At 41.7% G+C, this 12,565-nt stretch carries 7 protein-coding genes; 3 read left to right on the forward strand and 4 right to left on the reverse strand.

The annotated features are described in order from the left end of the window. Positions 1 to 49: 49 nt before the first annotated feature. From WKT03_RS01285 to WKT03_RS01295, 3 genes are all read right to left on the reverse strand, one after another. Positions 50 to 2,413, reverse strand: a complete 2,364-nt coding sequence (locus WKT03_RS01285) for a right-handed parallel beta-helix repeat-containing protein (RefSeq protein WP_117822459.1) — start codon at positions 2,411 to 2,413, stop codon at positions 50 to 52. Positions 2,414 to 2,494: 81 nt separating this feature from the next. After that, the gene (locus tag WKT03_RS01290; protein ID WP_117822460.1) at positions 2,495 to 5,167 is read right to left on the reverse strand and encodes a right-handed parallel beta-helix repeat-containing protein; all 2,673 of its coding nucleotides are present in this window, start codon (positions 5,165 to 5,167) and stop codon (positions 2,495 to 2,497) included. A 28-nt stretch (positions 5,168 to 5,195) separates the two neighbouring features. Next, positions 5,196 to 6,146, reverse strand: coding sequence for a glycosyltransferase family 2 protein (locus WKT03_RS01295; RefSeq protein WP_021944319.1), 951 nt, complete (start codon positions 6,144 to 6,146; stop codon positions 5,196 to 5,198). A gap of 190 nt (positions 6,147 to 6,336) precedes the next feature. On the opposite strand from WKT03_RS01295, the gene WKT03_RS01300 reads away from it, so the two are divergent. After that, on the forward strand, positions 6,337 to 7,581 hold the full coding sequence (locus tag WKT03_RS01300) for an acyltransferase family protein (protein ID WP_021944320.1): 1,245 nt from the start codon (positions 6,337 to 6,339) through the stop codon (positions 7,579 to 7,581). 79 nt (positions 7,582 to 7,660) lie between these two features. Here the strand turns inward: WKT03_RS01300 and WKT03_RS01305 are convergent, their stop codons facing one another. Beyond that, positions 7,661 to 10,144 (reverse strand): GH36-type glycosyl hydrolase domain-containing protein, encoded by a 2,484-nt coding sequence (locus tag WKT03_RS01305; RefSeq protein WP_340390800.1) that lies wholly within the window; start codon positions 10,142 to 10,144, stop codon positions 7,661 to 7,663. A 268-nt stretch (positions 10,145 to 10,412) separates the two neighbouring features. Here WKT03_RS01305 and WKT03_RS01310 point away from each other — a divergent pair, with 268 nt between their 5' ends. Continuing rightward, positions 10,413 to 11,609, forward strand: coding sequence for a hypothetical protein (locus WKT03_RS01310; RefSeq protein WP_021944322.1), 1,197 nt, complete (start codon positions 10,413 to 10,415; stop codon positions 11,607 to 11,609). 101 nt (positions 11,610 to 11,710) lie between these two features. Continuing rightward, entirely contained in the window at positions 11,711 to 12,496 is a 786-nt protein-coding gene (locus WKT03_RS01315; protein ID WP_021944323.1) for a hypothetical protein, read from the forward strand. Positions 12,497 to 12,565: the final 69 nt, after the last annotated feature.

The following is a 12,565-nucleotide window of genomic DNA, read 5'->3' on the forward strand; positions in this document are numbered from 1 at the left end:
ATGTATTATAGGGGGCTTTCAATAAGTGATATCTCCATTTTCAGTGGGGTTATTTTTTTAGCTTCACTTTTTTAGTGGCAGTGTATATCTTGCGGCGGGAGGCTTTGGAAATTTTATTTGAGTAGATGTTGCCTTTGCACTTCTGGTCTGCATATACACCGAAGGTCACTTTGGATATTTTATTGCCGGTCACTTTGATATTTGCCTGGAGAGCTGAGACACCAGGACCTTTTTTATTGCCGGTAATAGTGTTGTTTTTAACTGTCACTTTATATTGTGTGGAAGCCGGTTGTACATAGATGGCTGCCTTGGAGCTTCTGGATATTGTATTTTTATCGATGGTCAGCACATTTTTGGTACTGCATATATTAATACCGCTTGTTGCTGCCTTCTTGATCGTATTCCCCGAAACCGTTTTCTTTATAGTCGATGCGTTGAAGACCTGAAGACCGTATTTTCCGGCTGACAGGATCTGGTTGTTTGTAACTCCTCCGGTTACGGTTGACTTTGTGGAGATGCAGATCGCAGTATCGCTGCTGTTTTCCATAGCGTTGCCTATAATGGAACCGCGAACCTTGGAACCGTTATAAAGGAAGATTGCTCTTCCACAGGAATATTTTGCAGTTCCTGCCTGAATCTTGTTTCCGGTTATGGTTTTAGAGGCTGACTTCTGAGACAGCTTGATCGCAGGAGCATTTTTGCCGATGGCTGTGATCGTGTTGTTTTTGATCTTTCCGGCTTCACAGTTATTGTACAGGCTGATACCTGTATCTGTACAGCCGCCGGTGATGGTATTGGATAGAATATCTGCCACCGTAGAGTTTGTACTGAGACTGATGCCGCCGCTTGCACATTTCTTTATTTTATTCTTGGATAATAAACCGGTACAACCGCTGTTCTGATAGATGTGGATACCATAACCGCCGCAGTTGGAAATTGTGTTGCTGATAATATTCTTAGCCGTTGATGAGAAATGAATGGCAATACCGTGTCCGGTCATTCCGGAGACCTTGTTGTTTGACAGGACAAGTCCTTTTGCATAGCTTTGAATAAAGATGCCGTCTCGTTCATTTTTCAGAGGATCCTTTGTGCTGAATCCCTTTCCGGTAACGGTATTGTTTGTAAAGGTACAGTTCCAGGCATCAGTGATGTGGATGCCGGTAACGGCTGTTGTGATATTGTTATTGGATACGGTTACACCGGTAATGTAATAATTTCCGGTAGGGAAATATTTACCGTCCGCACCTTTCATTTTTTTCAACTGGTTGTGGCCAAATACCTTAATAGCTGCAGGATTTTCACAGGATGGAGAATACTTTAAGGTGATTGTGTTATCGCTGATGACAGAGTTCAGATCGTAGATGATCTTTCCTTTGTATGGTTGTTTACTGTCCAGAATGGTAGAAATAACAGAGCCTTCGTAGGATTTGAAATTTTGGAACAGGATACCGCCGCCGCAGTTTGTGATCGTATTGTTTTTGATCTCACAGTTGCGGTAGTTAAGTCCGATAATACATTCTTCCATAACATTATTGAAGGTATTGTTATTGATCTTGATATTCTCATGGTAAGCACCCAGAAGAAGTGTATGGCTGCCAATGCCACGGATGACATTCTGAAATTTACATCCGGTGATCTCAACGTTTTTCATTGTTGTGCCATCCTGAACGACACCCGGAAATGCGGCTTCTTTACACGGAGTATCAAGCTGAAGGGCCTCCTGGTTGACGTGAGCATTTGTCACACCGGTTTCCCGTCCGTTATTTTTGAAAGTGCAGTTTTTTACATAGAAGCCATTGATCGCACAGACCTCCATCTGATGCACACAGCCGCCGCCCGACAGGGTGATACCGGACAGATTCACATTTGTTGCATGAAAGAGACGGATCATACTGGAAGTATTCTCACTGTTTCCGATCAGCGTTCCGCCATTGATCGTTATATTTTTAAATCCATCATATCCGGTGCAGAGATCACTTTTGTTGTAGTTTGTCTGGTCTTTGTAGGAGCCGGGAGTACCAGATATGATCATGTTGAATTTACCATTGTCTGCACAGGTCAGTGTAACACCTTTCAGATTTAATGTGGTGTTGCTGAAAATACGGGCTGTCGATGACAGGGTATAAGAACCGGAAGGAACGGTTACAGTAATGATACTGTCCGTCTGATCTGCCATATCTCTGGCAGTTTTTAAAGCTGTGTTTAATTCTGTTGTAATGTCAGTTCCGTTTTTAACAGTCAGTGTGATCACACTGTCAGAGATAAGCATGTCGTCATTCGATGCGGCGGCAAAGACCGGCGCTGTTGTAAAACCGGAAGCCGGCATTGCAGCATTTGAGCGAAATGCAGTTCCGAAGATAAGACCGGATGCAAGGACTGCTCCCGCCATACATGAGATAAGATGTTTTTTCATAAAACTTCCCCTTTCAAAAATATCAGATGTTCTGGTTGACTGTTAAAAAAACAGATGCCACTAAGTATCTGCCTGACAGGATCAGGCGGTAAAGTTTCCGCTTGTATAGGAACCATAGATGCTGAGATTTCCAAAGGAACGATAGGCACGAACACGATAGTAGATTGTTTTGCCCTTTGGAAGATCCTGTAAAGCATAGGATGTCTGTCCCTTGCCAAGCTGTTTTGTAGATTTGCCGGAAAAATGATCGGTTGTACTGTATTGTACTTCATAGCCACTGATTCCTTTGACCTTCTTCCATGATAAGGTTGCCTGATTGCGTGCTGTATTCATAGAACAGGTGAGATCCGTTACCGTACCGCATATTTTCTGGTCAGTGTCATTAATCGACAGATCTTTATTTGCTATATCGTTATATATATTATTGCTGATCGCACCGGATACGGATGAGGAAGCAGCAATACCATATTTGAAATCAGTAATATCGTTGTCAGAAATAGCTACATTACATTTGGATAGTTGCATACCATTTAATGATGCAGATCCACATAAGGTATTTTTGACAACTGTCAGCAGGTAATTACTGTGTGCAGCAATGTTGATTGGGGCATTGCCTTTTGCGGAAATATAGTTATACGAGATAGTTGTATCGTTATTGATGCTCTGGACATTGATGCCGTAATTGCTGCACTCACTGATTGTATTATTGTTGATGCCGCCACAGACCGTTGCTTCTTTTTCCAGAAGGATACCGTTGGTTCCACTTCCATTGATAGAGTTTCCCTCAATGTTCTGACCGATGCTGCTGGCTCCATTTACTGCGATCGCACTTTTGCCAATGGAAGAGAGCACATTTTCACTGACCAGCTCTGCAACCTTGGAATGATTGGCAATAGATACGGCATACAGGGCTACATCCGAGATCGTGTTGTTTTTTACGGAACCTGCAATTTTGGAGGCCTTATCAACCAGAATTCCCATTCCGGAGGAGACGTCCGTTTTTGATGCATAGATCCGGTTGGATGAAATCTCTTTTGCAAAAGAGCGTCCGGTAATCTCAATTGCATTTGCAACGGTTGCTTTTGTTTTATCACCCATGTCACGTACCCGGTTTGTCGAGATCAGCCCGGTACGGCTGTTGCTGTATACTTTGATCGCCGGATTGCCACTGACAGCACCAAAGGCATTTCCTGTTATGTTCGTGACACGGCTGTTGTTCCCAACCAGAATACCGCCGGCTTTGCAGTTTTTTACAATGTTGTTTGCAATATCATAGATACATGCACTGGAGTCTGTCAGAAAGATTCCGGTTCCGGTACAGTTTTTAAAGGTGTTATTTTCAATCGCAGAGGCGGTACTGTTGTCCGTAATATACAGACCATAACGCGGCATGTTCTTGATCTCATTTCCGGTTACGGAGATATTCTTACTGGACTGATCAATACGGATGCCATCTCTGGAAGTTCGTAATTTGTCATCCGGCGAGAAATTATATCCATTGATTGTATTACCGGATACCTCGCAATCTCTTGCATCGGATAAGGTGATACCGTCTCCCGGTGTGATGATCGTATTGTTTCGTATAATAACGGAGCTGATATAGAAATCTTCATCCGGCAGAGGAAATCCATCTCCTCCTGTGATGTTGCTGTTCAGCTTTCTTCCATAAACGAAGATTCCGGCAGTTTTTAATGTTGTCGGATGGTAGGTCAGCTTCAAGGTGTTGCCGCTGACTTCTGTTACTGCATTGTTGATAACAGCGTTGTCGATCTTCTTTGCGCCATTTAAAACCGTTGTGTTCATGGATACTTCGTATTCCTTGGCATTCTGAACCAGAATACCGCCGCCGCAGTTGGTGATCGTGTTGTTCTTTACTTCACAGTTTACATAGTTTAAGCAGACAACACATTCTTCCAGCACATTGATAAATGTGTTATTGTTGATCTTGATATTTTCGTGATATGCACCGCAGAGCATGGTGTGTGTTCCGACACCACGGGCAATATTCTGGAATGTATTGTGTGTGATCTCCACATTCTTCATAGGGGTTCCGTCCGGATAAGTGCCGGGATATACCAGTTCACTGTATGGCATATCGAGCTGTATGGCTTCTTCTTTTTCAAAGTTTTTGGTATCGTCAGCACGTTTGCCGTGGTTTTTAAATGTGCAGTTTCTGACATAAAAGCCGTCGATCGCAGCAACCTCTAGCTGATGTACGCATCCGCCGCCCGTGAAAGTAAGACCGTCAAGGGTAATATTAGTAGCATGAAAGATACGAACGATACAACTCAGATTGGCTTCGGTGCTTTCCCAGATTCCGCCCAGAACCGTGATATTCTTATAGGCATCATAGCCGGAGCAGGCTTCACTGTTGTTGTAATCGTCATAGTCTTTGTAATTTTCTGTTGATGATGGACCGGTGATCAGCATATTGAACCGATGGGAACCGGCAAATGTAAAGTGAACATCCGTGACATCCAGCGTTGTATTGCTGTAAATATGCAGCGCAGCGGAAAGAAGATAACTACCTTTTTGAACCCTGACTGTAACAATCTGCCCGGAGCTTTCGGCAAGATCTCTGGCATTGATCAGCGCTTCGTTCAGCTTTTGGGATATGTCGCTGCCGTCTTCCGCAGTAACCTGTATAACAGTGTCTTCGGAACTGGTTTCTTCCGCAGATACAGAAAAAGAAAATCCGTAGAGGAGCAATGGAAGAATCAGCAGATGCAAAATAATATATGTAAGTTTCTTCATTATATATACGCCTTCTTTGTTTTTATTCCTAATGGATCGGATCTACATGATCCTTATTTGTTTCCGATACGATGTAATGTGGCCGGTTTTTTACTTCCAGATATGTCTTGGCAATGTATTTACCCATAATACCCATGCACAGGAACTGAAGTCCAGCAATAAAGATGATGATACAGGCAAGAGATGGCCAGCCGGCAACCGGATCTCCGAATATTTCTTTTCTTATAATAATGAAAATAACCATAAGAAAGGAAAAGATCGTCAGAAAAATGCCAAGCCCGGATGCAAGGGACATCGGGGTTTCGGAAAAATTGATGATTCCATCGACCGCATATTTGAATAAGCCCCAGAAACTCCATTTTGTTTCTCCGGCAATGCGGTTTACATTTTCATATTCCAGCCATTTGGTCTTAAAACCGATCCAGCCAAAGATACCCTTTGAGAATCGGTTGTATTCGCACATGGCGACGATACTGTCTACCATTTCACGCTTCATCAGACGAAAATCCCTGGCACCATCGACAACATCTGCGTCCGAGATCTTGTTGATAAGCTTATAAAAATTCCTTGCAAAGAAGGAACGGATCTTTGGTTCTCCGATCCTCGATACCCGCCGGGTGGCAACGCTGTCATAATCCTCGGTTTCCAGACAGTGGAGCATATCAGGCAGTAGGGCAGGGGGATCCTGCATATCTGCATCCATGATGGCGGCATAGTCACCATCTGAATTACAGAAGCCGGCATACATGGCAGCTTCTTTTCCAAAGTTTCTTGAAAATGATATGTATTTGTAATGAGAATCCGTATCACAGATTTCTTTCATGACGGAAAGGGTTGTATCTGTAGAACCATCATTGATCAGAAGTATCTCAAATGTATATTGATCCAGAGTCTGGATTACTTTGTTTAGTTCGTCCTTAAATAAAGGAAGTGCTTCCGCTTCATTGTAACAGGGAACGATCAGATTCACTTTTTTCATATAACTTCTCCTTGTGCCGCTGCCATATGAACTGGCAAAACGGTATTCTTTAATTTTAGTTCAGGGAGAATGGAGTGTCAAGGAATCTGCCAGTGCTTTTGAAAATATAAGATTTGCATATGTATGTTGTTAGATGCTATAATAAATCCAAATGAGCAAAAAAAGTTTTATTGCACAGGAGAGAAGGAATATGAAGGTAAAAGCAAAATCATTTGAGGCATGGAAGGTTATCATGATTACCCTTGTCTTTTTATCATATTGTGTGGGGATGATGCCAGGAGAAAAAGCGCAGGCAGTTTATGACAAATATCTGGATAATGGGATATTTGGAATGGCATTTTTCTTTGTTCTGGTAGGATTTGGAATCGGTATTCATTATCATAAGAAGTTTATCAATCTGAACAAGAAGAATTATCTGGAATTTCTTGGAAAGAAGCTGGGGATTCTGTATCCGCTTTATATGATCATGCAGACAGTATTCCTGATCCTCGCATTGTGCAGCCATCCCGGTTCACAGGAAATTAAAACACTGATCGTGAAGTATATCATCAGTATACCGATGCTTCAGGCAATGATACCGAAGGCTGGATATTATATGGCACTGAATCCGGTCAGTTGGTTTGTATCAGCAATCTTTCTGATCTATCTTCTGGCTCCGGTGATCGGTATGCTGGCGGCAAGAATGAAGCGGGATCTGAAAAGAAGCGGATTGGTGATAGTCGGGCTGATCGTTGTATATATAATTGTTGCAGGACCACTTGCTGATGCAATGGTATTGAAGCAGGATATGCCATATCTGTTTCTGATGAATCTTATTTTATTCTGTATTGGTGTCTGGCTTGCAAATTTCAGACTGAATATTCGGATCGAGACAGATCGTTCCGCTGGAAGAAATCTTCTGACCGGAGCAGAGCTGGTAGTGCTTGTGGCAGCGGTTCTCATTTATCTGGGAACAGTTGGGAAATATGGAATTCCTGCAGCACTTCTGAGATTGCTGTTGTATGTGCTGATCGTGATGGTATTTTCTTATGACGGTGGAATGATTTCTCATATATTTACATTATCACCATTTGGAATCTTAAGCTCTATGGTATTTGATTTTTACCTGACCCAGTATTTTGTGATCCGTTATATTGGAACTCCGATCCAGAAGAGATTTGGAGACAGTGGTAAGGATATAGTTATCAGTATCATTCTGGCTTATATCATTAACTGGTGCATCGTATTAGTGATCAAGGTAATTAAAAAGATATATCGAAAGATTCGCTACAGGGTATCTTCCTTTGCCGGAGATCTTGGAACAGATGGGGTTGTAGATGATTATCTGGATGATGGATATGAAGAGATCGATCAGACCAATATCAATACGGAAGCTTATGACCGAAGCCGGTTGGATCCAATGGCAGTTGAGATTACAGAAACGGAAGATGAATAGAAATAAAAATGAGACACATATGATCTGCAATATACAGTCATATGTGTCTCGTTTTTTATATCAATATCTGATATATGGATTACCCCATTACTACTTCTACAGTATGAGTCTTGCCATCACCAAATACTGGAAGAACATTGCTCTCGATAGCATTGCCATCTACAGTAACACTCTTGATACCCTTATTTACATGATTCGGATTTGTAACCTTGATATCATATGTAGCACCACGGAACTGACGTGTAGCATTCAGACCATCCCATGCAGCAGGAATAGATGGATCGATCTTAAGACCATCGAAGTCTGCTGAGATACCTAAGATGTACTGTGAAATAGCGACCATGTTCCAGGCTGCTGTACCTGTAAGCCATGAGTTCTTACCCTGACCAAAGTGGTTACCCGGCTTTCCAATATCGGAACCGGCATCCTTACCACCGATCATCTGACCATATACATATGGTTCAGTCTTGTGAATATCGGATGTCTCCTCAGTGAAAGCAGGAGCGATCTCTGAGTAATATTTGAATGCCTGATCGCCGGCGCCTGCGTAAGCAGCAGCACAGATGATCCATGCATTGTTATGTGTGAAGATACCGGCATTCTCTTTGTATCCGCCTGGGTATGTTGAGATCTCACCATACTGGATGTAATACTTTGTGAATGCAGGATTGTTAAGTACAAGTCCGTACTGTGTATTCAGACGCTCATCAATAGCAGCAAGTGTCTTCTTGTCGCAGCCCTGATCTTTACCAATGTCTGACATAATAGCGAAGCCCTGTGGCTCGATGAAGATCTGTCCTTCTTCACATTCCTTAGATCCCATCTTCTCACCATTTGCATCGTATGCTCTTAAGAACCAGTCACCATCCCAAGCGGATTCCATGATGTTAGCTTTCATCTTATCGATCTTAGCCTGAGCAGCTTCTGCTTCAGCGTCCATTCCAAGGTGCTTAAGAATAGCAACATAGTTAGGACCTGCATATGTAAAGAGTGTAGCAACCATAACTGACTCAGCAACCTTTGAGTATCCGCCTTCAGCAGCGAACTTAGGGTTGGTGTATGTCTGGAAGCTTTCACCCGGTGTATCGGAGAAGCATGAAAGGTTGATACAGTCGTTCCAGTCAGCTCTCATTGCAAGTGGAAGTCCGTGTGGTCCAAGGTTGTTTACGATCTTGTAGAAGGAAACCTTTAAGTGGTCAAGCATTGGCTTAGCGATGGACATATCGTTGTCATATGGAACCATCTCATCAAGAATACCCCAGTCGCCTGTCTCCTTGATGTATGCAGATACAGAAAGGATCAGCCATAATGGATCGTCTGAGAAGTCACCACCGATATCTGCATTACCCTTCTTTGTAAGTGGCTGATACTGATGATAGCATCCACCATCCGGGAACTGTGTAGAAGCGATATCAATAATTCTTTCTCTTGCACGATCAGGAATCTGATGAACAAATCCAAGTACATCCTGGTTGGAATCACGGAATCCCATACCACGGCCGATACCGGATTCGAAGTATGATGCTGAACGTGAAAGGTTGAATGTAACCATACACTGATACTGATTCCAGATATTAACCATACGGTTAACCTTATCATCAGGAGTATTAACATTTAAGATGCTTAAGAGGTTGTTCCAGTGCTCTTTGAGTTCTGCAAGACCTGCTGCAACCTTCTCAGGAGTGTTGTATTTCTCCATCATCTCAAGAGCCTTAACCTTGTTGATCGTCTTGCCATCAGCTTCGAACTTCTGGTCAACAGGCATCTCAACATATCCAAGAATAAATACAAGAGTCTTTGTCTCGCCCGGAGCAAGAGTGATCTTCTTGTAGTGTGAAGCGATTGGTGACCATCCATCTGCAAATGAATCATTTGACTTGCCGGCTTCAACAGCCTGTGGGTTGTGGAACCCATTGTAAAGTCCGATGAATGAATCTCTGTCTGTATCGTAACCGTCGATCTCGTCATTTACTGTGTAGAATGCGAAATGATCACGTCTGTCTCTGTACTCTGTCTTGTGGTAGATTGTTGAACCAACAACCTCTACACGACCTGTACTGAAGTTTCTCTGGAAGTTTGTGCAGTCATCCTGTGCATCCCAGAGACACCACTCTTCAAATGAGAAGAATGAGAAAGTCTTCTCTTCTGAGCTTTCATTTGTAAGAACAACCTGCTGAACCTCACCAGCGTAGTTCTGAGGTACGAAGAAGGTAACCTCTGCTTTTAAGTTGTTCTTCTTACCGGTGATCACTGTGTAACCCATACCATGACGGCATTCATATTCGTCAAGCTCTGTCTTAACCGGTGACCAGCCCGGATTCCAGATTGTACCATTCTCGTTAATATAGAAATAACGACCACCCATATCGATAGGTACATTGTTATAACGGTATCTTGTAATTCTACGAAGACGAGCATCTTTGTAGAAGCTGTAACCTCCCGCTGTATTTGAAATCAGTGAGAAGAAATCCTGTGTTCCAAGGTAGTTGATCCAAGGATAAGGAGTTCTAGGAGATGTGATGACATACTCCTTGTTGGCATCATCAAAATAACCAAACTTCATGTAATATATACCTTCCTTTCATGTGTATTAAGATAAGTAGTGTCTGCCGTTATCAGGCAGTATCCACTGCTCCATGATCTCTCCCTTACAAAGGACATAACACGCCCTTTATAAAAACAGCCATATAGACATATTATATAATAAAATAGGATATTTGACAACAAAACCCATGATAAAATGTGGAAAAATAATCATTGTAAAAAGAAGCACAGTTTGATAGGCTTATATACAATATAAGTATTATTTTTACATATGAGGAGGAGTTTATATGTATTGTTCAAATTGTGGGGCAGAAATAGAAGGTGAGGTATGTCCGGTATGTGGAATGAAAATGCCACAGACTTATACCCAGCAGGCGGAAATGTATTATGGCAACCAGCCAAATCAGCAGGCAGGGATGTATTATAACGGCCAGCCAAATCAGCAGGCAGGGATGTATTATAACAGCCAGCCAAATCAGCAGGCAGCTATGTATTATGAAAATTCATCAGCACAGCAGATTATACCGGATTACGGAAATCAACCACAGAAACAAAAGAAAAAATCAAAAGCAGGTCTGATAATAGGATTTGCAGCAGGTATTCTTGTTTTGGTTATAGCAGCGGTGATCATATATTTTAAAAGTGATTTTTATATAGGTCCAAAGGAAAGTGAACGCCTGGTCAATGAAGTAATGACAGCTTATGGGAGCATCAATGATGCGGATATTGACAATGTATTAAAATGTATAGATGAATCAGGAACCGGTACTAATATGGTAACTGATATGATTGAGAATCTGGAATATATAGAATCAATAGGGATTCATTATTCATTCGATTATGAGATTCAATCCATTGAAAAGGCAGACAAAGATACCATTGAGGATTTGTGTGATAATCTATATGAGGAATCAAAAGTTTCTGATAAAATAAAATCTGCATTTGTTTGTAAAACGGAATACACAATATCATATACAGATGAGACAAGGTCTGATACGGAAAATTTATCATTTGTATGTTATAAAAAAGGGGACAAATGGTACATATACTGTTCTGATGATAACGGGTTTGAATGTGGAGAGTTAATAAGCAGTAAGTTAGTTGATCAGTTCATGTCAGGTATAGAGGAAGCGGATACAGATAAGATCGTATCCCTTGTTGATAGTAAATGTGTCTCTGATAATGATATTGAGACGTTATCCAGCAGCTTTGAAGTTTTGCAGTCTATGGGTGTAGAATATACGATAGATTATAAAATCACTTCATCCAAAAAAGCAGATGAGGAAGATATAAAGGATGTGTGTGAAACTCTTTATAATGATGCATCTGAAGCAGACAAGATAAATTGTGCTTACATCTGTGATGTTGATTTTTCTATAACCATGAGCTACCTTGGCGAAACAGAGACAGGAGATAATAAGATGTCATTGATCTGCTACGAGAAGGAAGGTAAATGGTATATTGGTGGAACAGTAGAAAATTAATCATTGTAAAAAGAAGCTTCATCTGATACACTCAAAATGTGAGCAGACACAAAAAGTTCACAAATACTATTTATTATTTTTTACTTTTAGGAGGAGAGATTATGAATTGTCCAAATTGCGGAGCAGAGACAAATGAATCTGTTTGTCCTGTATGTGGGGCAGCAGTAGGTACAAGTGGTGGATTCGCACTTGCAGGGAATGATCAGCCACAGCAGCCGGAAAATGCAGCATATGGTGCACAACCACAGCAGGGAATGGGGATGGATCCACAGTATGGTGGACCACAGTATCAGGGAGATCCAATGCAGAATGGTTATGCGGGAAATGCATATGGTACACCGGGATTTGATAATGGCGTAGGTTATCAGCAGCCACCAAAAAAGAAGAAATCCGGCGCAGGAGCAGTTATTGGAATCATTGTTGCACTTGCAGTAATTGCAGCAGCAGTTATATTCCTGTTTTCAGGTTCGCTTGGGGGAGCCAAGAAGAGCAAGAAATTAGTAGATCAGTTTATGACCGGAATTGAAGAAGCAGATACAGATAAGATCGTATCACTTGTTGATAAAGAATGTGTTGCAGACAATGATGTGGCAACATTATCCAGCAGCTTCGAGCTTCTGACCTCTATGGGGGTTGAGTATTCTATTGATTACAAGATCACATCAACAGAGAAGGCAAACAGAGCAACTATCAAGAATATGTGCGAAGGTCTGTATGGTGATACATCTGTAGCAAGCAAAGTAAGATGTGCTTATATCTGTGATGTTGATTATACCATGACAATAAACTACCTTGGAGAGAAAGAGACAGAGGATGACAAGATGTCACTGATCTGTTACAAGAAGGGCGGCAAATGGTATCTCGGTGGAACGGTAGAGACCGAATAAGACCGAGCCTTATATGAAAACATGGCATATGCTATTCTTTACACAGAATACATATCCCGATAGACTTTT

This window comes from Coprococcus sp. HCN-4056 (assembly GCF_037892645.1).
In the GTDB taxonomy this organism is placed as follows: domain Bacteria; phylum Bacillota; class Clostridia; order Lachnospirales; family Lachnospiraceae; genus Coprococcus; species Coprococcus ammoniilyticus.

Excerpts from the sequence above, each read along its gene's own strand:
- WKT03_RS01295 (WP_021944319.1), bottom strand. The coding sequence starts at position 6,146 with ATGAAAAAAGTGAATCTGATCGTTCCCTGTTACAATGAAGCGGAAGCA.
- WKT03_RS01315 (WP_021944323.1), top strand. The coding sequence starts at position 11,711 with ATGAATTGTCCAAATTGCGGAGCAGAGACAAATGAATCTGTTTGTCCT.
- WKT03_RS01310 (WP_021944322.1), top strand. The coding sequence starts at position 10,413 with ATGTATTGTTCAAATTGTGGGGCAGAAATAGAAGGTGAGGTATGTCCG.
- WKT03_RS01305 (WP_340390800.1), bottom strand. The coding sequence starts at position 10,144 with ATGAAGTTTGGTTATTTTGATGATGCCAACAAGGAGTATGTCATCACA.
- WKT03_RS01300 (WP_021944320.1), top strand. The coding sequence starts at position 6,337 with ATGAAGGTAAAAGCAAAATCATTTGAGGCATGGAAGGTTATCATGATT.
- WKT03_RS01290 (WP_117822460.1), bottom strand. The coding sequence starts at position 5,167 with ATGAAGAAACTTACATATATTATTTTGCATCTGCTGATTCTTCCATTG.
- WKT03_RS01285 (WP_117822459.1), bottom strand. The coding sequence starts at position 2,413 with ATGAAAAAACATCTTATCTCATGTATGGCGGGAGCAGTCCTTGCATCC.